This is a genomic window from Pseudomonas sp. BF-B-30, from assembly GCF_019956305.1.
GTDB lineage: Bacteria > Pseudomonadota > Gammaproteobacteria > Pseudomonadales > Pseudomonadaceae > Aquipseudomonas > Aquipseudomonas jessenii.
In genome coordinates, this window is record NZ_JAHBDG010000008.1 from 95263 (window position 1) to 116171 (window position 20909).

Consider the following 20909-nt stretch of genomic DNA (forward strand, 5'->3'; position numbering starts at 1 on the left):
ACATCAGCGGAGTACTGACACTTGCGATAATCAACCTGACGCTCATGGCGACCTGCTCTGCCAGCGACCTCAAGGCATCGAGAAACGACATCAGAAAGCCATTAATCTTCAGCGCAACAAACACCCCTGCCAATCCGCTCGAACTTTGCATGTCAAAATCATGCAGGCCACCAAGCACGCGGCAAATGCAGGTAACATGCGCCGCTTTGCTCCCACACGGCCTGACCATGTCCGCGACCTCCCGCTTCCCTTTTGCTGCTTATCTATTCGCTTGCCTGCTCGGGCTGTTTGCCCTTGGCGGCTTCTGGTACGGCCTCGGCAAACCGGTGATCCTACCGGACGTCGCCAGCGCGACGCACAAGCTGCAATGCGCCTCCTACACCCCGTTCGACAAGGATCAATCGCCGTTTGACGTGCCATTCAACTTGCGCCCCGAGCGCATGGATGCCGACCTCGCGCTGCTGTCCAAAAGCTTCGAATGCATCCGCACCTATTCCATGACCGGCCTCGAAGCCCTGCCGGACCTGGCGCGCAAGCATGGCTTGAAGCTGATGATCGGTGCCTGGGTCAACAGCAACCCGGTGGACACCGAGAAAGAAGTCGACCTGCTGATCGCCTCGGCCAATGCCAACCCGGATGTGGTGAGCGCAGTGATCGTCGGCAACGAAACCCTGCTGCGCAAGGAAATCACTGGCGCGCAATTGGCGAAACTGATCAACAAGGTCAAGAGCCAGGTCAAACAGCCTGTCACCTACGCCGACGTCTGGGAGTTCTGGCTCAAGCATCCGGAAATTGCCCCCGCCGTGGACTTCCTGACCATTCACTTGCTGCCCTACTGGGAAGATGATCCGTCGAACATCGACGCTGCCCTGCAACATGTGGCCGATGTACGCCAGGTGTTCGGCAACAAATTCGCACCCAAGGATGTGCTGATCGGCGAAACCGGCTGGCCAAGCGAAGGTCGCCAGCGCGAAACGGCCCTGCCGAGCCGGGTCAACGAAGCCAAGTTCATTCGCGGCTTTGTCGCCATGGCCGAGCAACAGGGTTGGCACTACAACCTGATCGAAGCCTTCGACCAGCCCTGGAAACGCGCCAGTGAAGGTGCGGTCGGTGGATATTGGGGCTTGTTCGACGCCGATCGCCAGGACAAGGGCGTGCTGGCGGGGCCCGTGACAAACGTACCGTACTGGTCGCAGTGGCTGGCGGTGGGCGGCTTGATTTTCATCGGCACCTTGCTGCTCGGCGGTCGGGTCCGCACGACGCGGTCGGCACTGGTGCTGCCCCTGCTCGGTGCCTTGGCTGCGTGTTCGATTGGCGCCTGGGGTGACCTGGCACGGGTGACCACGCGTTTTACCAGTGAATGGCTATGGGTCGGATTGCTGACCGCTCTGAATCTGCTGGTGCTGGCCCATGCCGCGCTGACATTGAGTCCTCGCAGCGGTTGGCGTGGGCGAGCTTTCAACCTGCTTGAGCGCCGTGCTGGCTGGCTGGTTGCAACGACAGGTTTCGCGGCAGCCGTGATGATGCTGGAACTGGTGCTCGATCCGCGTTATCGCAGCTTCCCGAGTGTCGCGTTCATCGTGCCGGCACTGGTCTATCTGTGCCGCCCGGTGACCGTGCCGCGCCGCGAGATTGCGCTGCTGACCTTCATCATCGGTGCCGGCATTGCACCGCAGCTGTACCGTGAAGGTTTGCAGAACCAGCAGGCCTGGGGTTGGGCGCTGGTGAGTGTGTTGATCGTGGCTGCGTTGTGGCGCTGCTTGCGGGTTCGCAAGGTTTAACTCTTTAGCGACCTGACTGACCTCATCGCGAGCAAGCTCGCTCCCACAGTAGATCTTCAGTGAACACAATGTTTGCGTGCGATAAAGATCAAATGTGGGAGCGGGCTTGCTCGCGAAGACGGACTTTTAAGCGCTGCGAGAAGCCCTGACCAACCGCAACCCCGCAATCACCACCGCAAACACCGCCAGCGTGGTGTTGTACAACGCCAGTGCCGGAAAACCGAACACCAGCGCCAGCACCGCCAGCCACCAGCCTGCCCGCCCCGGTACGACAAAGCCGATGATCGCCGCGCCCAGCGCAGCCCAGCCCAGCACCCCGAAATGAATCATCAACCCCAGCTTCGAACGTACCAGGCATTCCCAACGATTCGCTTCATCCACGCAAATGCCGACCCACTGCGCATCCTCCATGAAGCCATAGCGCGCGCCATAACTGGCGGCCAACCATAAAGGCAGCAATACAAGCAGCAGAATCACGGGCAAGCGGCGAGACATGAAACACTCCAATTGGCGAAAAGCGGCGGCCAGCTTAATCGCCCTTAAGCGTTTCGCAAGCGATAACAACTGTTAACTGGTCTTTCAATCGCTGCAAAGTGTATCGTCCAGCTACTATTACTTCGAAATTAAGCCTGTTTGGTGCCGAGGGTTGGCACTTTGGCGCAAATCCGGTGGTCATAGCCTGCGAAATTCATTCGGTACCTTCCTCTAAGGGATTTAGTCATGCTCCGTTCCTTGCGCTTCGCTGCCCTGTTCGGCGGCCTTATATTGAGTGCGTCCGCACTGGCGGCCGACATTGACGCCGCCAGCTATGGCTACCCCCTGACCAACCCGTTCGAGGCGACCATCGCGACCACACCGCCGGACCTGCGTCCGGAGTTACCCCTGGACGAAGACATCGATCAGACGGTGCGCAGTGTCACCTTGCGTCCGGAACGGGCGTTCGAATTGCCGAACAACTTCTGGGCGGTCAAGACGCTCGACTATCGCATTGCCACACAGGATCACGCCGCACCGCTGATGTTCCTGATCGCCGGCACCGGCGCGCGCTATGACAGCACCCTGAACGAATACCTGAAGAAGCTCTATTACAAAGCCGGCTACCACGTGGTGCAGTTGTCATCGCCCACCAGCTATGACTTCATGAGCGCCGCATCGCGCTTCGCCACGCCGGGTGTTTCCAAGGAAGACGCCGAAGATCTGTACCGGGTGATGCAGGCCGTACGGGCACAGAATCCGAAAGTGCCGGTCACCGATTACTACCTGACCGGGTACAGCCTGGGTGCACTGGATGCCGCTTTCGTCTCTCACCTGGACGAAACCCGCCGCAGCTTCAACTTCAAGAAAGTCCTGCTGCTCAACCCGCCGGTCAACCTCTACACCTCGATCACCAACCTCGACAAGCTGGTCCAGACCGAGGTCAAGGGCATCAACACCAGCACCACATTCTATGAACTGGTACTGGACAAGCTCACCCGCTACTTCCAGCAGAAGGGCTACATCGACCTCAATGACGCCCTGCTCTACGACTTCCAGCAGTCCAAGCAGCACCTGACCAACGAGCAGATGGCCATGTTGATCGGCACCTCGTTCCGCTTTTCGGCGGCCGACATCGCCTTCACTTCGGACCTGGTCAACCGTCGCGGCCTGATCACCCCACCCAAGTTCCCGATCACCGAGGGCACCAGCCTCACGCCATTCCTCAAGCGTGCGCTGCAATGCGACTTCGACTGCTACATCACCGAACAAGTGATCCCGATGTGGCGCGCCCGCACCGACGGCGGCAGCCTGCTGCAACTGATTGACCAGGTGAGCCTGTATGCACTGAAGGACTACCTGCACGAAAGCCCGAAAATCGCGGTCATGCACAACGCCGATGACGTAATCCTCGGTCCTGGCGACCTGGGCTTCCTGCGCAAGACCTTCGGTGATCGCCTGACCGTTTACCCGTATGGCGGCCACTGCGGCAACATTAACTACCGCGTCAACAGCGACGCCATGCTGGAGTTTTTCCGTGGCTAAATATCTCCTGCTTTTCGCAGCGTTACTCTGTGCAGGCGTCGCCAATGCCGACAACAGCAAAGCCAATGCCCCCGTGGTCGTCGACAGCGATGGTTTCAAGGAGCCGTTGAGCAAACTCAAATTCAACCCGGGCCTGGATCAGCGCGAGTTCGAGCGTTCGACGCTCAACGCGCTGGCCGTCTACGATCCGCTGGAAGAGTGGAACCGGCGCGTCTATCACTTCAACTACCGCTTCGACCAATGGGTGTTCCTGCCGGTGGTCAATGGTTACCGCTACGTTACCCCGAGCTTCCTGCGCACCGGTGTCAGCAACTTCTTCAACAACCTCGGCGACGTGCCGAACCTGATGAACAGCCTGCTGCAACTCAAGGGCCAGCGCTCGCTGGAAACCACCGGGCGACTGCTGCTCAACACCACCATCGGCATCGCCGGCCTGTGGGACCCGGCCACCGCCATGGGCCTGCCGCGTCAGAGCGAAGACTTCGGCCAGACTTTAGGCTTCTACGGCGTGCCGGGCGGCGCTTACTTCGTCCTGCCGATCCTCGGTCCGTCGAACCTGCGTGACACCGGCGGCCTGCTGGTGGATTACTCGGCCGAGAATGCGATCAACTTCCTCAACGTGGCCGAAGTCAGCTCCAACCATCCGGAAGTCGTGATCCTGCGCGGCATCGACAAGCGCCACCAGACCGGCTTCCGCTATGGTCAGATGAACTCGCCATTCGAGTACGAGAAAGTGCGTTACGTGTACACCGAAGCGCGCAAGTTGCAGGTTGCCGAGTAAGCCCGGCAACCGAAAAACACTGTGGGAGCGGGCTTGCTCGCGAAGAGGTCGTGTCAGTCACCCAATAGGTTATCTGACACACCGCTTTCGCGAGCAAGCCCGCTCCCACATTTGCTTTGTGTTGCTTTCAGCCTTTCAGCGCCTTCCAGATCTTGCTGACAGCCATCACGCCAACCAACACCCCCGCCCCCGCCACAATCCCCGCCACGCCATTGAGCAACACCGGCACGATAAATCCGCCGCCACCCGCCGCCGCACCGACACTTTCGATCCAGTGATGCACCACCGGCACACCGTGCGTGAGAATCCCGCCGCCCACCAGAAACATCGCCGCCGTGCCGATCACCGACAGGCTCTTCATCATGTACGGTGCCGCACGCAGAATCCCGCCACCGATGCTTTTCGCCATCTGCCCGGGTTTTTGGGTCAACCACAGGCCAAGGTCGTCGAGCTTGACGATACCCGCTACCAATCCGTACACGCCGACCGTCATGACAATGGCAATGCCCGAAAGCACGATGATTTGCTGGGTCAATGGAGCGCCGGCCACGGTGCCGAGGGTGATGGCGATGATTTCCGCCGAAAGAATGAAGTCGGTGCGGATCGCGCCTTTGATCTTGTCCTTCTCGAACGCCACCAGATCGGTGGCAGGATCGGCCACCGCCTCAACCAGCTGCGCATGCTCGGCGGCGTCTTCAGCCTTGCTGTGCAGGAACTTGTGGGCGAGCTTCTCAAACCCTTCAAAGCACAGATAGGCACCGCCGACCATCAACAGCGGTGTGACCAGCCACGGAATGAACGCACTGATCGCCAGCGCCGACGGCACCAGGATCAGTTTATTGATGAACGAACCCTTGGCGACCGCCCAGACCACCGGGATTTCCCGTTCGGCACGCACGCCACTGACTTGCTGAGCGTTGAGCGCCAGGTCGTCACCGAGTACGCCGGCCGTTTTCTTGGCGGCCATTTGGGTCATCAAGGACACGTCATCCAGCACGGTCGCGATGTCGTCGATCAGCACCAGCAAACTGCTTCCTGCCATGAATCAGGTTTCCTTCTGCAATGAATGCGCAGCAGCATAGCGCGACATAAGAGCCTACGGTGCATTCTTGAGCGCCGCGCGAGGCCGGTGATACCATGCGCAACCGCCAGAACAGGCAAGGAATCACCCGGTTTATGAGCACTATCCGCGAGCGCAACAAACAACTGATCCTGCGTGCCGCCAGTGAGGAATTCGCCGACAAAGGCTTCGCTGCGACCAAAACCAGCGACATCGCAGCCAAGGCGGGATTGCCAAAGCCCAACGTCTACTACTACTTCAAGTCCAAGGAAAACCTCTACCGCGAGGTTCTGGAAAGCATCATCGAGCCCATCCTGCAGGCCTCGACACCGTTCAATCCGGACGGCGAGCCCGGTGAAGTGCTCAGCGGCTACATTCGCTCGAAAATCCGCATCTCCCGCGACCTGCCTTTCGCCTCCAAGGTGTTCGCCAGCGAAATCATGCACGGCGCCCCCCACCTGAGCAGCGATCTGGTCGAACAGCTCAATGGCCAGGCCAAACACAACATCGAGTGCATCCAGACCTGGATCGACCGCGGGCAAATCGCCCCCATCGATCCCAACCACCTGATGTTCAGCATCTGGGCCGCGACCCAGACCTACGCCGACTTCGACTGGCAAATCACCGCCATCACCGGCAAGGCCAAGCTGGATGAAGTGGACTATGAAGCGGCGGCGCAGACGATTATCCGGTTGGTACTCAAAGGGTGTGAGCCCGAGCGGTAGACTGCGGCGCGGCCTTCGTCAGCAGGCCCGCTCCCACAAGGGATCCGTGGTGTTCACACACTTTGTATCCGCCGACAATCCAATGTGGGAGCGGGCTTGCTCGCGAATGGCGACAACTCGGTTTTAGATCAAACCCAGATCGCATCCCACAACGGATAGTCGCCAAGCTTCTCGACCAGCCCTGCCCGCAACGGGTTAGCCACGACATATCGAGCCAGCTTTACCAGATCTTCCTCTTTTCGCAGCGCATGATCATGAAAGCCTTGCTGCCAAAGGCTACCTGTTCTTCCGAGCGCCGAATTGACTGCACGAGTGCTCAGGGATTTCGCCTGACACATCAATTGCGCCAGCGTCCCCTTTTGCAACTGAATCAACCAATGAAAATGATCGGGCATGACCACCCAGGCCAACGACTCGGCAAATCCCTCACTCTGTGCTTGCCTGAACTGATATACAACCAACCTTCCCAAGGTGTAATCCCTGAAAACGGGCTCTCGCTTTAGTGTGTTGGCAGTCAGTAGATAGATGCGATTTTGCTCGGCATAGCGGCCGATGCGTAGGCGGTGTGATGCTGACAGCTCAGGCATTCCTTGCCCTCTCTCATGTTGAAGTCATGAAAAGGCTAGTTCAGCGACTACAGGATAGTGGGGTAGACCTTTAGCTGGATATGTCTGGGAGATCGCCTTCGCGAGCAAGCCCGCTCCCACAGGGGATTGGTGGGCGCTGGAGATCCAATGTGGGAGCGGGCTTGCTCGCGAAAGCGGTAGTTCAGTCAGCGCAGATCAAGCCGCCACCCCCGCATCCGCCACCAACCCCAACGCCTCGATGGCATTGATCGCGCACTGCTCGTCGACATCCGACAGATCGCCGCTGATCCCCACCGCCCCCAGGACGTTCCCGTCCTGATCGCGAACCAGCACACCACCCGGTGCCGGCACGACGCTGCCCTGCCCCAGGCTGTTCAACGCGGCGATAAACGCCGGGCGTTGCTGGGCGTCCAGCGCCAGCAGGCGCGACCCCTTGCCCAGCGCGATGGCGCCCCAGGCTTTGCCGATGGCGACGTGCGGGCGCAGCAGGCTGGCGCCGTCTTCGCGCTGCAGGGTGATCAGATGCCCGCCGGCATCCAGTACCGCAATGGTCAAGGGTGCCGCAGAGATTGCACGCCCGGCGGTGATGGCCTCGTTGACCAGGTTGACTGCGACTTTCAAGGTTAAAGCGCTCATGGTGCCGTCCTCATTTTGTTTTTCGGAAAGTCGGTGGACTGCGCCGTTGTGCCGCAGCCCGATGCAACAAATAGAACACAATGAATTATTTTTTTGTATACAATAATCATCGAAAGGCGCCACATGCGACGAAAAGCCACAGCAGAACGGGCTTCCGACGAATGAAACAAGCGCTTGAGAAAATGGATTGACCTGCGCCGTCCGCCGTGAATACACTCTGCGCAAAGCCACTTGTATACAATTACAAAACGTAAAGAGGCACAAAACCATGAGCAAAATGAGAGCAATCGAAGCCGCCGTTCTGGTGATGCGCCGTGAAGGGGTCGATACCGCTTTTGGCATCCCGGGTGCCGCCATCAACCCGTTGTACTCCGCCCTGCAAAAGGTCGGCGGCATCGATCACGTACTCGCTCGCCACGTTGAAGGCGCCTCGCACATGGCCGAGGGCTACACCCGCACCAAGGCCGGCAACATCGGCGTGTGCATCGGCACTTCCGGCCCTGCCGGTACCGACATGGTCACCGGGCTCTACAGCGCCTCGGCCGACTCGATTCCAATCCTCTGCATCACAGGCCAGGCACCCCGCGCCCGTATGCACAAGGAAGACTTCCAGGCTGTCGATATCACCACCATCGTCAAGCCAGTCACCAAGTGGTCGACCACCGTCATGGAACCGGGCCAGGTGCCTTACGCGTTCCAGAAAGCTTTCTATGAAATGCGCTCCGGCCGTCCGGGCCCGGTGCTGATCGACCTGCCGTTCGACGTGCAGATGGCCGAAATCGAATTCGACATCGACGCCTACCAGCCACTGCCATTGGCCAAGCCGAGCGCTACCCGCGTCCAGGTTGAAAAGGCCCTGGCCATGCTGGATCAGGCCGAGCGTCCATTGCTGGTGGCCGGTGGCGGCATCATCAATGCCGATGCCGCCGATCTGCTGGTGGAGTTCGCCGAACTGACCGGTATTCCAGTGATCCCGACCCTGATGGGCTGGGGCGCCATCCCGGACGATCACCCGTTGATGGTAGGCATGGTTGGCTTGCAGACGTCGCACCGCTACGGCAACGCCACCATGCTCAAGTCCGACGTGGTTCTGGGCGTAGGCAACCGCTGGGCCAACCGTCATACCGGTTCCGTTGACGTGTACACCGAAGGCCGCAAGTTCATTCATGTTGATATCGAACCGACCCAGATCGGCCGCGTGTTCACCCCGGACCTGGGCATCGTTTCCGACGCTGCCGCCGCGCTGACCGTGTTCATCGAAGTCGCTCGCGAATGGCAAGCCGCCGGCAAGCTGAAGAACCGCAGCGCCTGGTTGCAAGACTGCCAGCAGCGTAAAGCCAGCCTGCAGCGCAAGACTCACTTCGACAACGTACCGGTCAAGCCGCAACGCGTTTACGAAGAAATGAACCAGGTGTTCGGCAAAGACACCTGCTACGTCAGCACCATCGGTCTGTCGCAGATTGCCGGCGCGCAGTTCCTGCACGTCTACAAGCCGCGTCACTGGATCAACTGCGGTCAGGCAGGCCCTCTGGGCTGGACCATTCCGGCAGCACTGGGCGTGGTCAAGGCTGATCCGAACCGTAAAGTCGTGGCCCTGTCGGGGGACTATGACTTCCAGTTCATGATCGAAGAATTGGCAGTGGGCGCGCAGTTCAAGCTGCCGTACATTCATGTGGTGGTAAACAACTCGTACCTGGGTCTGATCCGTCAGGCGCAGCGCGGTTTCGACATGGATTACTGCGTACAGCTGTCGTTCGACAACCTGAACGCGCCGGAACTCAACGGCTACGGTGTGGACCACGTCGCAGTTGCCGAAGGCTTGGGCTGCAAGGCACTGCGTGTGTTCGAACCGGCTCAGATCCAGCCTGCCCTGCGCAAGGCCCAGGAGCTGATCGAAGAGTTCAAGGTTCCGGTGATCGTCGAGATCATCCTGGAGCGCGTGACCAACATTTCCATGGGTACCGAGATCAACGCCGTCAACGAATTCGAAGACCTGGCGCTGGTTGGCGACGACGCACCGACTGCGATTTCGTTGCTCGATTAACTGTTGATCGCTCCCACAGGGAAGCACACTCATATTTGGGAGACCACCATGCCGCGTTTCGCAGCCAACCTGTCCATGCTGTTCACCGAACAGGACTTTCTTGCCCGTTTCGAAGCGGCCGCCAAAGCCGGCTTCAGTGGTGTCGAATACCTGTTCCCGTACGACTTCAGCTCCGCCGAAATCAAGGCCCAGCTCGACGCCAACGGTCTGACCCAAGTGCTGTTCAACCTGCCGGCCGGCGACTGGGCCAAGGGCGAACGCGGTATCGCCTGCCTGCCGGACCGGGTCGAAGAGTTCCGTGCCGGTGTCGACCTGGCCATCGCTTACGCGCAAGTGCTGGGCAACACCCAGGTCAACTGCCTGGCCGGTATTCGTCCGCAGGGCTTTGACGATGCCACCGTGGAGAAAACCTTCGTCGCCAACCTCAAGTACGCAGCCGACAAGCTGCAAGCGGCGGGCATCAAACTGGTGATGGAAGCGATCAACACCCGTGACATTCCAGGTTTCTACCTGAACAACACGGCGCAAGCCCTGTCGATTCGCGAGCAGGTCGGCAGCGCCAACCTGTTCCTGCAATACGACATCTATCACATGCAAATCATGGAAGGCGATCTGGCCCGCACCCTGCAATCGCACCTGGGCGAGATCAACCACGTGCAGCTCGCGGACAACCCGGGGCGCAACGAACCAGGCACCGGTGAAATCAACTACCGCTTCCTGTTCGAACACCTGGACCGCATCGGTTACCAGGGCTGGGTCGGTTGCGAATACAAGCCGCTGACCACCACTGAAGCGGGCCTGGGCTGGTTGAAAACCCATAACGCGATTTAACACATATCCCTGTAGGAGCGAGCCTGCTCGCGAAGAACGATCAGGCGCCGCGATTACTCAAGCAGTACGCATTTTCGTTGAGTTTTTTCGCGAGCAAGCTCGCTCCTACAAAAGACAAAAACAAGAGGATTTTCTCATGGCTAAAATCGGATTTATCGGCACCGGCATCATGGGCCACCCAATGGCGTTGAACCTGCAGAAAGCCGGTCACAGCCTGTTCCTGTCGGCCCACCACGACCCTGCGCCTGCCGACCTGGTCGCCGCTGGCGCCGTTGCCCTGGCAAACCCGAAGGAAGTCGCCCAGGAAGCTGAATTCATCATCGTCATGGTGCCGGATACCCCACAGGTCGATGACGTACTGTTCCGCGCCGATGGCGTTGCCGCCGGGGTTGGCAAAGGCAAAGTGGTGATCGACATGAGCTCGATCTCGCCGACCGCCACCAAGGCTTTCGCAGCAAAGATCAACGAAAAAGGCGCGCAATACCTCGACGCCCCGGTCTCCGGCGGTGAAGTCGGCGCCAAGGCTGCGACCCTGAGCATCATGGTCGGCGGCGATGCCGACGCCTTCGAGCGCGCCCTGCCACTGTTTCAGGCCATGGGCAAGAACATCACCCTGGTCGGTGGCAACGGCGACGGTCAAACCGCCAAGGTGGCCAACCAGATCATCGTGGCCCTGAACATCCAGGCCGTGGCCGAAGCCCTGCTGTTCGCTTCGAAAAACGGTGCCGATCCAGCCAAGGTGCGTGAAGCACTGATGGGCGGTTTCGCGTCCTCGAAGATCCTCGAAGTGCACGGCGAGCGCATGATCAAGGGCACCTTCGATCCAGGCTTCCGCATCAGCCTGCACCAGAAGGACCTGAACCTGGCCCTGCAAGGCGCCAAGGAGCTGAACATCAACCTGCCGAACACCGCCAACACCCAGCAAGTGTTCAGCACCTGCGCGGCCATCGGTGGCAGCAACTGGGACCACTCGGCGCTGATCAAGGGCCTGGAACACATGGCTAACTTCTCGATTCGCGACAAGAAGTAAGCCCTGTCCCACCCTGCATCAAACCTGTGGGAGCGGGCTTGCTCGCGAAGAGGGAGTGTCAGTCGACATGGATACTGACTGAACCACCGCTTTCGCGAGCAAGCCCGCTCCCACAAGGTCCGCGACAACCCCAATAACAAGAATTCCGGGAGCCCGCCATGTCGGTCGATCCGCAACAATTGCTGCGCGAGCTGTTTGCCACAGCCATCGATGCGGCGCATCCGCAACAAGTCCTCGAAGCCCATTTGCCTGCCGACCGCAGCGGCCGCGTGATCGTCATTGGCGCCGGCAAAGCCGCAGCTGCCATGGCCCAGGTGGTCGAGCGCTGCTGGCAGGGTGAAGTGTCCGGTCTGGTGGTGACCCGCTACGGTCACGGCGCACCTTGCGAAAAAATCGAAGTGGTCGAAGCCGCACATCCGGTACCGGACGCTGCTGGTCTGGCGGTGGCCAAGCGTGTGCTGGAACTGGTCAGCGACCTGAACGAATCCGACCGCGTGATCTTCCTGCTCTCCGGCGGTGGCTCTGCCCTGCTGGCACTGCCGGCCGAAGGCATCACCCTGGCCGACAAGCAGTCGATCAACAAAGCCCTGCTCAAGTCCGGCGCCACCATCGGCGAGATGAACTGCGTGCGCAAGCACCTCTCGGCGATCAAGGGTGGGCGTCTGGGCAAAGCCTGCTGGCCTGCCACGGTTTATACCTATGCTATTTCCGATGTGCCGGGCGACCTCGCCACGGTCATCGCCTCTGGCCCTACCGTGGCAGACCCGAGCACGTCGGCCGAAGCGCTGGCGATCCTGAAACGCTACGCCATCGAGGTTCCGGCTTCGGTGCGCGCCTGGCTGCAAAGCCCCGAATCGGAAACCGTCAAACCCGGCGACCCGAGCCTGGCACGCAGTCATTTCCAGTTGATCGCCCGCCCGCAGCAATCCCTTGAAGCGGCGGCGGTGAAATGCCGTCAGGCCGGGTTCAGTCCGCTGATCCTCGGCGACCTTGAAGGCGAATCCCGCGAGGTGGCGAAAGTCCACGCCGGCATCGCACGGCAGATCGTCCTGCACGGTCAGCCGCTGGCGGCGCCCTGCGTGATTCTCTCGGGCGGTGAAACCACCGTCACCGTGCGCGGCAATGGCCGTGGCGGGCGCAATGCCGAGTTCCTGCTCAGCCTGACCGACAGCCTCAAGGGCCTGCCCGGCGTCTACGCACTGGCCGGTGACACCGACGGCATCGACGGTTCCGAAGACAACGCCGGCGCGATCATGACCCCGGACAGCTACGCCCGCGCCACGGCAAAGGGCCTGAGCGCCAGCGACGAGTTGGATAACAACAACGGTTACGGCTACTTCGAGGCGCTGGACGCCCTGATCGTCACCGAGCCGACCCGTACCAACGTCAACGACTTCCGCGCCATTCTGATCCTTGAGAGCACTAAACATGACGCCTGATAAAAAGGTCAAAATCCTCGCCACGCTCGGCCCGGCCATCGATGGCATCGATGCCATCCGTGAACTGGTGCTGGCCGGGGTCAACATCTTCCGCCTGAACTTCAGCCATGGCGATCATGCTGACCATGCCCAGCGTTTCCAGTGGATTCGTGAAGTCGAGCGTCAGCTCAATTATCCATTGGGCATCCTGATGGACCTGCAAGGCCCGAAACTGCGGGTCGGCAAGTTCGCCGAAGGCAAGGTGCAACTGGTTCGCGGCCAGGCCTTGCGCCTGGACCTCGATGCCACGCCGGGCGATGAGCGCCGGGTCAACCTGCCCCACCCGGAAATCATCGCCGCGCTGGAGCCGGGCATGGACCTGCTGCTGGACGATGGCAAGTTGCGTCTGCGGGTGGTGACCAAGTACGCCGACGCCATCGACACCACCGTGCTCAATGGCGGCGAACTGTCGGACCGCAAAGGCGTGAACGTGCCACAAGCGGTGCTCGACCTGAGCCCGCTGACCGCCAAGGATCGTCGCGACTTGGCCTTCGGTCTGGAGTTGGGTGTGGACTGGGTGGCGCTGTCGTTCGTGCAACGTCCCGATGACATCCGCGAAGCCCGTACCCTGATCGGCGACAAGGCGTTCCTGATGGCCAAGATCGAGAAGCCCTCGGCCGTCGAGCAACTGCGCGAGATCGCCGAATTGAGCGACGCGATCATGGTCGCCCGGGGTGACCTGGGTGTGGAAGTGCCGGCCGAAAGCGTGCCGCAGATCCAGAAGAACATCATCAGCACCTGCCGCCAGCTCGGCAAACCGGTGGTGGTCGCCACTCAGATGCTGGAGTCGATGCGCTTCTCACCCGCGCCAACCCGCGCCGAAGTCACCGATGTGGCCAACGCCGTGGCCGAAGGTGCGGACGCGGTGATGCTGTCGGCGGAAACCGCATCCGGCGAATACCCGCTCGAAGCCGTGCAGATGATGAGCAAGATCATCCGCCAGGTGGAAAACGGTCCGGACTATCAGACTCAACTGGACGTCAGCCGGCCGAAAGCCGAGGCGACTGTTTCCGATGCGATCAGCTGCGCCATTCGCCGTATCAGCAACGTGCTGCCGGTGGCGGTGCTGGTCAACTACAGCGAGTCCGGTGCGTCGAGCCTGCGTGCGGCGCGGGAGCGGCCGACGGTGCCAATCCTCAACCTGACACCGAACCTGCAGACCGCCCGTCGCCTGAGCGTGGCGTGGGGTGTGCACTCGGTGGTCAACGACCGCCTGCGTCAGGTCGATGAAGTCTGCTCGACGGCACTGGAAATTGCCCAGGCCCAAGGCATGGCGCAGCGTGGCGACACGTTATTGATCACCGCCGGTGTGCCCTTTGGGCAGCCGGGATCGACTAACTCTTTGCGCATTGAGACGTTGATCTAGCGCCTGAACTGGCCTCTTCGCGAGCAAGCCCGCTCCCACAGTTGATCTATGTGCACCACAGAATCAATGACTGAACAAAGATTCAGTGTGGGAGCGGGCTTGCTCGCGAAGCAGGCGACACGATTCACTGGAAACACCACAGATTTCATCATGCCTGCCAATCACTTCAACACCCACTGCCCCGACTGGGCCGAAGCCTTGCTCAACGGCTTCAGCCAGATCTTTCTCCAGCGCAATCCGCTGTGCGGTCTGCTGTGCGTCCTGGCCATCCTGTTCACTGCGCCCGCCTTGCTCGGCGGCGCCTTGCTCGGTGGTGTCGCCGGGCTGCTCACCGCGCAACGCCGAAACTATGCCAAGGCTGATCGTCAGGCCGGGTTGTTCAGCTACAACGGCGTGCTGCTCGGACTGTTGCTGAGCCTGTATTTCCCCTGGTCGGCGATGATGCCGCCACTGATTCTGGCCGCCGGTGGCCTGAGCGCGATGGTCACCCAACAGTGGCTCAAGCGCGTCCGGTTCAGCCAATACCTGCCGGCCTACACCGCGCCCTTCGTTGGGCTGGGCTGGTTGCTGCTGTGCTTCGCCACGCCCTCGACAGAGCCGCATTTGATCGAAGTCAGCACCCTGAACATGCTCGCCGCGCCACTCAAAGGTCTCGGCCAGGTGATGTTCCTCGGTCATCCGCTGGCCGGTGCGATGATTGCCGCCGGTTTGCTGATCGCTGATCGCCGCGCATTCTGCTGGGCGTTGCTGGCCTCAGTCGCGGGCATGGGCTGGAGCCTGCTGAACCACGATTTCTATACCGCACTGCTCGGCCTCGGTGGCTATAACGCCGTGCTGGCCGCCCTCGCCTTCAGCTCGCAGCGTCGCCAACCGTGGCTGCCGCTGGTTGGCATCGGCCTGGCGCTGCTGCTGACGCCGCTGTTTGCCGCCATCGGTCTGCCCACCCTGACCGCGCCGTTCATTCTTGCCGGCTGGCTGATTCGCAGTGTTATTCAAATGCTCGGCAAAGCCACAGTCGAAAGCGCGCCTTGCGCTCCCGGGGAGAATCAACCTAGGCTGCGCTGATTTGCGGCCAAGGCGATGTGCATGATCAGCAACGACACGTGGCGTAATCGCCTGTACGTGATCATTTTCCAGACCGACACCGTCGCCGGTCGACGCTTTGACTCCACCCTGCTGCTGATCATCTTCGCCAGCCTGGTAGTCGTGATTCTGGACAGCATCGATGACGTTCACCAGCACTACGCCAACCTGCTGGCGTACATCGAGTGGGGCTTCACGGCGATCTTCCTCGGCGAGTACATCCTGCGCCTGTACTGCTCGCCCAAGCCCCTGCGCTACGCCTTCAGTTTCTATGGGCTGGTGGACCTGCTGGCCATCGTGCCCGGCATCCTCGCGCTGTACTACAGCGATGCCCAGTACCTGCTGATCATCCGGGTGATCCGGATGCTGCGGATCTTCCGCGTGCTCAAGCTCGGCCCGTACCTCAAGCAAGCTCATTACCTGCTCGATGCCCTGCGCGGCAGCAAGCAAAAGATCCTTGTTTTCCTGCTCAGCGTCTGCACCCTGGTGACGGTGTTCGGCACCCTGATGTATGTGGTCGAAGGCCCGCAACATGGCTTCACCAGCATTCCCAAGGGCATTTACTGGGCTATCGTGACGTTGACCACCGTCGGTTACGGCGACATCGTGCCCAAGACCGCACTGGGTCAGGTCATCTCGTCGATGGTGATGATCACCGGTTACTCGATCATCGCCGTGCCCACCGGGATCTTCACCGCCGAACTGGCCACGGCCATGCGTGGCGGCCAGTTGCAGCACCACTGCCCGGTGTGCGCCAAGGACAGCCATGAGCCGGAGGCGTCGTTCTGCTCCCGTTGCGGTAATGCGCTGTTCAGGAAACGGGAATAAGCAAAGAGCTTTTTAATCTTTAAAGGACTATACGAGCCCAGTTATAGTCGCTGGCAAATTGCCCCACTTTTAATAGAACAAGGAATGCGCAGTGAAAAAACTCTTTGGCGCCTCACTTATCGCCGCTGGCCTGGTCCTGGGCAACATCGCCCAGGCTGCACCGACCCTGCTCAACGTTTCCTACGACGTGATGCGCGATTTCTACAAGGACTACAACACTGCGTTCCAGAAACACTGGCAAGCCGAGCACAACGAAAACATCACCCTGCAAATGTCCTTCGGCGGCTCCAGCAAACAGGCGCGTTCGGTCATCGACGGCTTGCCGGCCGACGTCATCACCATGAACATGGCCACCGACATCAACGCCCTGGCGGACAATGGCAAACTGGTCCCGGACAACTGGGTCACGCGCCTGCCGAACAACAGCGCGCCGTTCACCTCGGCCACCGTGTTCATCGTGCGCAAGGGCAACCCGAAAGCCCTGAAAGACTGGCCGGACCTGCTCAAGGACGGCGTTCAGGTCATCGTCCCGAACCCGAAAACCTCCGGCAACGGTCGCTACACCTACCTGTCGGCCTGGGGCTACGTGCTGAAAAACGGCGGCGACGAGAACAAGGCCAAAGATTTCGTCGGCAAGCTGTTCAAACAAGCGCCGGTGCTGGATACCGGTGGCCGCGCCGCGACGACTACTTTCATGACCAACCAGATCGGCGACGTATTGGTGACGTTCGAGAATGAAGCGGAAATGATCGCCCGCGAGTTCGGCCGTGATCAGTTCGAAGTCATCTACCCAAGCGTTTCCGCCGAAGCCGAGCCACCGGTGTCGGTGGTCGACAAGACCGTCGACAAAAAAGGCACCCGTGCAGCAGCCGAGGAATACCTGAAGTACTTGTGGTCGCCGGAAGGTCAGGAAATTGCCGCGGCAAACTACCTGCGCCCGCGTGACCCAGCCGTGCTGGCCAAGTACACCGACCGTTTCCCGAAAGTAGACTTCCTGTCGGTCGAGAAGACCTTCGGCGACTGGCGCACCGTGCAGAAGACCCACTTCAATGATGGCGGGGTTTTCGACCAGATCTACAGCGGCAAGTAATCGACTGAAACACTGCAACTTCTATGGGAGCGAGCTTGCTCGCGATGACAATTGAACAGTCAGCATCGTCGTTGACTGCCATTACGCTATCGCGAGCAAGCTCGCTCCCACAGGTTCTGCGACATCCCGCTACATCGGCGGCGTCACGTCATCCTTGCCCGCCGAAATGGATTGGGCGGTGAGCGTGCCGTCAGCGCCCGGCGTCACAAAGGTCACGATCTTCACGAACAAGATGTAAGTGAATGTATCATTCACCCTCGATGTTCTGACGCAAGACACACGCGTTCGTCAGTCATTCCGCAATGGAATGATTGCTATCACTCCAATCCCACTTCCGCCGTTTCAGTCAGCCCATTAGCCTGCGCGCATTCCTTTCCGTACAGCGAGACCCGTTATGAACCCAGCGACCCAGGTGTCCCACGGCACCGCGACAATGACCCGAGGCATGGTGCTGCTGTTCGCCTTCTGCTGCGGCGCCATTGTCGCCAATATCTACTACGCCCAGCCGATCATCGGCCTGATCGCGCCGGACATTGGCCTGACCAACACCATGGCCAGCCTGATCGTTTCCTTGACTCAGATCGGCTATGCGCTGGGACTGTTTTTCCTGGTGCCGCTGGGGGATCTGCTGGAGAACCGCCGGTTGATGATCATCACCACGCTGGTGGCAATTGTCAGCCTGCTAGGTGCGGCGTTTACCGACCAGCCGAACGTGTTTTTGCTGATTTCGCTGTTGGTGGGCTTCAGTTCGGTTTCGGTGCAAATCCTGATTCCGTTGGCCGCGCACCTGGCACCGGAAGAAACCCGTGGCCGTGTGGTGGGCGGGATCATGGGTGGGTTGTTGCTCGGCATTCTGCTGGCCCGACCGGTGTCCAGCGTGGTGGCCGACCACTTCGGCTGGCGGGCGATGTTTGTGATTGCCGCGGTGTTGATGGCGGCCATCAGCATCGTGCTGGCCGTGACCATTCCCAAGCGTGAGCCTGATCACAGCGCCTCCTATGGCCAGTTGCTGGGCTCTCTGTGGACGCTTTTGCGCAAGCAACCGGTCCTGCGCCAGCGTGCGTTTTACCAAGGCTGCATGTTTGCCACCTTCAGCCTGTTCTGGACCGCCGTGCCGCTGGAACTGGCGCGCAATCACGGTTTGTCGCAAAGCGAGATCGCGATCTTCGCCCTGGTCGGGGCCATCGGCGCCATTGCTGCCCCGATCGCCGGTCGCCTGGCCGATGCCGGTCACACTCGTATCGCCTCGTTGCTGGCTCTGTTGTTTGCCAGCTTGAGTTTCATGCCGGCGTTTATCCATCCGGTCTACAGCGTCATCGGCCTGGCGGTGACCGGCGTGGTGCTCGACTTCTGCGTGCAGATGAACATGGTCCTCGGCCAGCGCGCGGTCTACGCCCTCGACGGCAAAAGCCGCAGCCGCCTGAATGCGCTGTACATGACCAGCATCTTCATCGGCGGCGCCTTCGGCTCTTCGGTGGCCAGCGCGGTGTACGAACACGGTGGCTGGTTGTGGATCGTGATCGTCGGCAGCGCGTTTCCGCTGTTGGCGTTGTTGCGGTTCCTGAGTGTTTCGCAGAAGGCTTCGCTGGCGACGGCGTAAGCCTCAAAACCCGGTCGGATCGCCGCCCGGAGCAGGCTCGCTCCCACAGTGGATCGGCCGTTCAACAAGGCCGGCGAGGAGCAATCGGTCATCGTCAGCGGCCGGATCCGCGTCAATGCCGCCGAAGGCCTGCGAGAAGCCGTGCTGGCCCACCAAGGGCTGGCCATGGCCTCGCAATGGATGTTCGCGCGGGAACTGGCCGACGGTTCGGTTCGGGAAGTGATGAAGGACTGGGCACTGCCGGACCAGGATTTTTGGGCGGTTTTCCCTACGGGGAGAATGGCCAGCGCCAAGGCTCGGGCGTTCGTGGAGTATGTGCAGGGGTTGTTGGCCTGGAAGGCCTGACAGGCAGCCGGGAGTTACTCGTCAATGCAGACCAGCAACCGTTCGACCGTTTGCTCAAGCGGCCCTGAGTTGTCGAGCACGTGCACGGCCGGGTCCTCCGCCAGCAATTGCTCGCTGAATCTGGCATTGCGTGCCAACCGCTGGTCGATCTCGATCGGCGATTCCCGCCCGCGTTCCAGCAAGCGCTGGCGCAGTACTGCCTGATCCACAGTCAACAACAGCACCAACGCGTTCGGATAGCGCAGGCGCGTGTTCTGCAAATGCCCGCGAGAACCATTGATCAGCACGTCCTGCCCGGCGGCCAGCCAATTGTCGATTTCCCGTGGGATGCCATAGGACAATCCGTTGGCGTGCCAGCTCAGGGCAAACGCGCCCTGGGCCTCCATTTCGGCGAACTGCTGTTCACTGACGCCCAGCGCCGCTTCGCCCACGGCTTCCGCCGAGCGCGTGATGACCCGCCGCACGATACGGCAGCCGCTTTCGGCCAACCGTGTTCGCGCGGCATCCAGCAGGCTGTCCTTGCCCGAACCTGAAGGCCCGATGAGATAGATCAACCTGCCCGCCATCAAACCACCCTCTTCATTTGTCGCCCTGTTTGCCGGATCCACGGCAGACCGTCCTGATTGCGCTTGCGCCAGATCAGTCCGCAGGCCCGGCGTATGATCCATCACCGACACCGGTTGCACCAGCGGGTTTTCCAACGGGTCACGGTTACGCTGAGGGTGTCCTCGCAGCGCAGGTCAATCCGGCGTTGGAGGCTGTGGGTGCTTGGCTTGCCTGCGATGGCGGAGTGTTTTTCACCGGTGTACATATCCGTTTCTGCGGTCACGGCGACTTATGGTTCCGCCTTTACGGCGGGTTACTTGGAAGAGCCCCAAGTACCCAAGGGCTCTTGCCCCTGACGTTCGGTGCCTCGCCAAGGCTCGGCATTCCCTCGCTCCGGTCCTGCTCCGTGGGCCTCTCGAGGGGGCAAGAAGATCAAAAGCCAAAGCCAAAGCGAGGCCGCCTGACAGCCGACCTGACCACAACTGAACGCCGTTCCCCTGTAGGAGCGAGCTTGCTCGCGAAAAACACCAGGACAACGCGGGCATTCAGGCAGCCCGCGTTATCGTTGACGTCCATCGCGAGCAAGCTCGCTCCTACAGAATTCAGCAGTGACCCACCCATCACATTCCAGCAGGCACAAAAAAGGCGACCCGAAGGTCGCCTTTTTTGCGTTACTGCCCGAATTTTCGCCCCAAGCCACCCGGTACACCCTGGATGTCAGTATCTTCCCACGGCCCTTGCGGACTAATCGACCGACTCCAACCATTATCCCAGCGGTAATAGGTACGTTGGCGATAAAAGGTATTGGGCTGGTCATCAAGCACATACACCCCGAGCTTCGGATCCCAATGGCTATTGCCCCCCGGTGGTGGCGCGAAGCTGGCAGAAGTGCGTGGCAACGGCTTGGAGGGTTTGGCCGGGATGGTCGGCTTGCTCGGTACAGGCGACGTCGATGGCGTGGGGCTGGGCTGCGACGGCGGGAACGGTGGTGGTGCCTGATGTTCCGTTGGTTGCTGGACCGCACAAGCGCTTAACCCCAAAACAGCGCTGAGCAGGGCAATACGAGCAATGGCGGTCAT

20 protein-coding genes and 1 pseudogene are annotated in these 20909 nt (G+C 60.5%); 14 read left to right on the forward strand and 7 right to left on the reverse strand.

The features are described 5' to 3' along the window. Nucleotides 1–185: 185 nt before the first annotated feature. Entirely contained in the window at nt 186–1781 is a 1596-nt protein-coding gene (locus tag KGB29_RS05295) for a beta (1-6) glucans synthase (protein ID WP_150814893.1), read from the forward strand. A 126-nt stretch (nt 1782–1907) separates the two neighbouring features. Here KGB29_RS05295 and KGB29_RS05300 read toward each other — a convergent pair whose 3' ends face one another. Further along, complete coding sequence (locus tag KGB29_RS05300) at nt 1908–2276, reverse strand: hypothetical protein (protein ID WP_150814894.1); 369 nt, start codon at nt 2274–2276, stop codon at nt 1908–1910. A gap of 225 nt (nt 2277–2501) precedes the next feature. Between KGB29_RS05300 and KGB29_RS05305 the strand changes: the two genes are divergently transcribed. Together KGB29_RS05305 and KGB29_RS05310 are read left to right on the forward strand one after the other, a co-directional pair. Further along, nucleotides 2502–3800 carry a serine/threonine protein kinase gene (locus KGB29_RS05305; protein ID WP_057715836.1) on the forward strand — a complete coding sequence of 433 codons (1299 nt, stop codon included), beginning with the start codon at nt 2502–2504 and terminating at the stop codon, nt 3798–3800. After that, on the forward strand, nt 3793–4581 hold the full coding sequence (locus KGB29_RS05310; RefSeq protein ID WP_057715837.1) for a VacJ family lipoprotein: 789 nt from the start codon (nt 3793–3795) through the stop codon (nt 4579–4581). The genes KGB29_RS05305 and KGB29_RS05310 overlap by 8 nt, the downstream gene beginning before the upstream one ends. 127 nt (nt 4582–4708) lie before the next feature. Here KGB29_RS05310 and KGB29_RS05315 read toward each other — a convergent pair whose 3' ends face one another. Next, entirely contained in the window at nt 4709–5623 is a 915-nt protein-coding gene (locus KGB29_RS05315) for a DUF808 domain-containing protein (RefSeq protein ID WP_223504143.1), read from the reverse strand. 134 nt (nt 5624–5757) lie between these two features. On the opposite strand from KGB29_RS05315, the gene KGB29_RS05320 reads away from it, so the two are divergent. Then, entirely contained in the window at nt 5758–6366 is a 609-nt protein-coding gene (locus tag KGB29_RS05320; protein ID WP_150814896.1) for a TetR/AcrR family transcriptional regulator, read from the forward strand. 128 nt (nt 6367–6494) lie between these two features. Here the strand turns inward: KGB29_RS05320 and KGB29_RS05325 are convergent, their stop codons facing one another. Together KGB29_RS05325 and KGB29_RS05330 are read right to left on the reverse strand one after the other, a co-directional pair. Beyond that, entirely contained in the window at nt 6495–6953 is a 459-nt protein-coding gene (locus KGB29_RS05325) for an REP-associated tyrosine transposase (RefSeq protein ID WP_150814897.1), read from the reverse strand. 195 nt (nt 6954–7148) lie between these two features. Continuing rightward, a complete protein-coding gene (locus tag KGB29_RS05330) occupies nt 7149–7589 on the reverse strand; it encodes a GlcG/HbpS family heme-binding protein (RefSeq protein ID WP_150757696.1) in 441 nt (146 codons plus the stop codon). Between the two features lie 268 nt (nt 7590–7857). On the opposite strand from KGB29_RS05330, the gene gcl reads away from it, so the two are divergent. The 8 genes from gcl to KGB29_RS05370 all read left to right on the forward strand — a co-directional run bounded on the left by gcl (nt 7858) and on the right by KGB29_RS05370 (nt 17339). Beyond that, a complete protein-coding gene (gene gcl / locus KGB29_RS05335; RefSeq protein ID WP_057715848.1) occupies nt 7858–9633 on the forward strand; it encodes a glyoxylate carboligase in 1776 nt (591 codons plus the stop codon). Between the two features lie 48 nt (nt 9634–9681). Next, nucleotides 9682–10464, forward strand: coding sequence for a hydroxypyruvate isomerase (gene hyi / locus KGB29_RS05340; protein WP_090453874.1), 783 nt, complete (start codon nt 9682–9684; stop codon nt 10462–10464). A 136-nt stretch (nt 10465–10600) separates the two neighbouring features. Beyond that, the gene (locus KGB29_RS05345; protein ID WP_057715850.1) at nt 10601–11494 is read left to right on the forward strand and encodes a 2-hydroxy-3-oxopropionate reductase; all 894 of its coding nucleotides are present in this window, start codon (nt 10601–10603) and stop codon (nt 11492–11494) included. A 158-nt stretch (nt 11495–11652) separates the two neighbouring features. Beyond that, nucleotides 11653–12933 carry a glycerate kinase gene (locus KGB29_RS05350; protein WP_150813447.1) on the forward strand — a complete coding sequence of 427 codons (1281 nt, stop codon included), beginning with the start codon at nt 11653–11655 and terminating at the stop codon, nt 12931–12933. Continuing rightward, nucleotides 12923–14338, forward strand: coding sequence for a pyruvate kinase (pyk, locus tag KGB29_RS05355; RefSeq protein WP_090453871.1), 1416 nt, complete (start codon nt 12923–12925; stop codon nt 14336–14338). Before KGB29_RS05350 ends, pyk begins: the two co-directional genes overlap by 11 nt. 150 nt (nt 14339–14488) lie before the next feature. After that, nucleotides 14489–15403 carry an urea transporter gene (locus KGB29_RS05360; protein ID WP_090457776.1) on the forward strand — a complete coding sequence of 305 codons (915 nt, stop codon included), beginning with the start codon at nt 14489–14491 and terminating at the stop codon, nt 15401–15403. A 21-nt stretch (nt 15404–15424) separates the two neighbouring features. Further along, on the forward strand, nt 15425–16249 hold the full coding sequence (locus KGB29_RS05365; RefSeq protein ID WP_150813446.1) for an ion transporter: 825 nt from the start codon (nt 15425–15427) through the stop codon (nt 16247–16249). Between the two features lie 91 nt (nt 16250–16340). Further along, nucleotides 16341–17339 carry a sulfate ABC transporter substrate-binding protein gene (locus tag KGB29_RS05370; RefSeq protein WP_150813445.1) on the forward strand — a complete coding sequence of 333 codons (999 nt, stop codon included), beginning with the start codon at nt 16341–16343 and terminating at the stop codon, nt 17337–17339. Between the two features lie 129 nt (nt 17340–17468). Here the strand turns inward: KGB29_RS05370 and KGB29_RS28635 are convergent, their stop codons facing one another. After that, nucleotides 17469–17594: a hypothetical protein gene (locus KGB29_RS28635; RefSeq protein WP_256355609.1), complete on the reverse strand. Its 126-nt coding sequence runs from the start codon at nt 17592–17594 to the stop codon at nt 17469–17471. A gap of 139 nt (nt 17595–17733) precedes the next feature. On the opposite strand from KGB29_RS28635, the gene KGB29_RS05375 reads away from it, so the two are divergent. Both KGB29_RS05375 and KGB29_RS05380 read left to right on the forward strand, forming a co-directional pair. Then, nucleotides 17734–18939: an MFS transporter gene (locus KGB29_RS05375; RefSeq protein WP_150813444.1), complete on the forward strand. Its 1206-nt coding sequence runs from the start codon at nt 17734–17736 to the stop codon at nt 18937–18939. A gap of 60 nt (nt 18940–18999) precedes the next feature. Beyond that, a pseudogene (locus KGB29_RS05380) lies at nt 19000–19284 on the forward strand (LysR substrate-binding domain-containing protein); the annotation flags it as partial. A 14-nt stretch (nt 19285–19298) separates the two neighbouring features. On the opposite strand, the gene phnN reads toward KGB29_RS05380, so the two are convergent. Together phnN and KGB29_RS05390 are read right to left on the reverse strand one after the other, a co-directional pair. Next, nucleotides 19299–19850 (reverse strand): phosphonate metabolism protein/1,5-bisphosphokinase (PRPP-forming) PhnN, encoded by a 552-nt coding sequence (gene phnN / locus KGB29_RS05385; RefSeq protein WP_150813443.1) that lies wholly within the window; start codon nt 19848–19850, stop codon nt 19299–19301. 651 nt (nt 19851–20501) lie between these two features. Beyond that, nucleotides 20502–20909: a hypothetical protein gene (locus tag KGB29_RS05390; RefSeq protein ID WP_079246789.1), complete on the reverse strand. Its 408-nt coding sequence runs from the start codon at nt 20907–20909 to the stop codon at nt 20502–20504.

What these genes read in the sequence shown, in the direction of transcription:
- KGB29_RS05295 (WP_150814893.1), top strand. Translation starts at nt 186, where the DNA reads ATGCAGGTAACATGCGCCGCTTTGCTCCCACACGGCCTGACCATGTCC.
- KGB29_RS05360 (WP_090457776.1), top strand. Translation starts at nt 14,489, where the DNA reads ATGCCTGCCAATCACTTCAACACCCACTGCCCCGACTGGGCCGAAGCC.
- gcl (WP_057715848.1), top strand. Translation starts at nt 7,858, where the DNA reads ATGAGCAAAATGAGAGCAATCGAAGCCGCCGTTCTGGTGATGCGCCGT.
- KGB29_RS05300 (WP_150814894.1), bottom strand. Translation starts at nt 2,276, where the DNA reads ATGTCTCGCCGCTTGCCCGTGATTCTGCTGCTTGTATTGCTGCCTTTA.
- KGB29_RS05315 (WP_223504143.1), bottom strand. Translation starts at nt 5,623, where the DNA reads ATGGCAGGAAGCAGTTTGCTGGTGCTGATCGACGACATCGCGACCGTG.
- KGB29_RS05350 (WP_150813447.1), top strand. Translation starts at nt 11,653, where the DNA reads ATGTCGGTCGATCCGCAACAATTGCTGCGCGAGCTGTTTGCCACAGCC.
- KGB29_RS05330 (WP_150757696.1), bottom strand. Translation starts at nt 7,589, where the DNA reads ATGAGCGCTTTAACCTTGAAAGTCGCAGTCAACCTGGTCAACGAGGCC.
- phnN (WP_150813443.1), bottom strand. Translation starts at nt 19,850, where the DNA reads ATGGCGGGCAGGTTGATCTATCTCATCGGGCCTTCAGGTTCGGGCAAG.
- KGB29_RS05375 (WP_150813444.1), top strand. Translation starts at nt 17,734, where the DNA reads ATGAACCCAGCGACCCAGGTGTCCCACGGCACCGCGACAATGACCCGA.
- KGB29_RS05365 (WP_150813446.1), top strand. Translation starts at nt 15,425, where the DNA reads ATGATCAGCAACGACACGTGGCGTAATCGCCTGTACGTGATCATTTTC.
- pyk (WP_090453871.1), top strand. Translation starts at nt 12,923, where the DNA reads ATGACGCCTGATAAAAAGGTCAAAATCCTCGCCACGCTCGGCCCGGCC.
- hyi (WP_090453874.1), top strand. Translation starts at nt 9,682, where the DNA reads ATGCCGCGTTTCGCAGCCAACCTGTCCATGCTGTTCACCGAACAGGAC.
- KGB29_RS05345 (WP_057715850.1), top strand. Translation starts at nt 10,601, where the DNA reads ATGGCTAAAATCGGATTTATCGGCACCGGCATCATGGGCCACCCAATG.
- KGB29_RS05325 (WP_150814897.1), bottom strand. Translation starts at nt 6,953, where the DNA reads ATGCCTGAGCTGTCAGCATCACACCGCCTACGCATCGGCCGCTATGCC.
- KGB29_RS05305 (WP_057715836.1), top strand. Translation starts at nt 2,502, where the DNA reads ATGCTCCGTTCCTTGCGCTTCGCTGCCCTGTTCGGCGGCCTTATATTG.
- KGB29_RS05320 (WP_150814896.1), top strand. Translation starts at nt 5,758, where the DNA reads ATGAGCACTATCCGCGAGCGCAACAAACAACTGATCCTGCGTGCCGCC.
- KGB29_RS05390 (WP_079246789.1), bottom strand. Translation starts at nt 20,909, where the DNA reads ATGACCGCCATTGCTCGTATTGCCCTGCTCAGCGCTGTTTTGGGGTTA.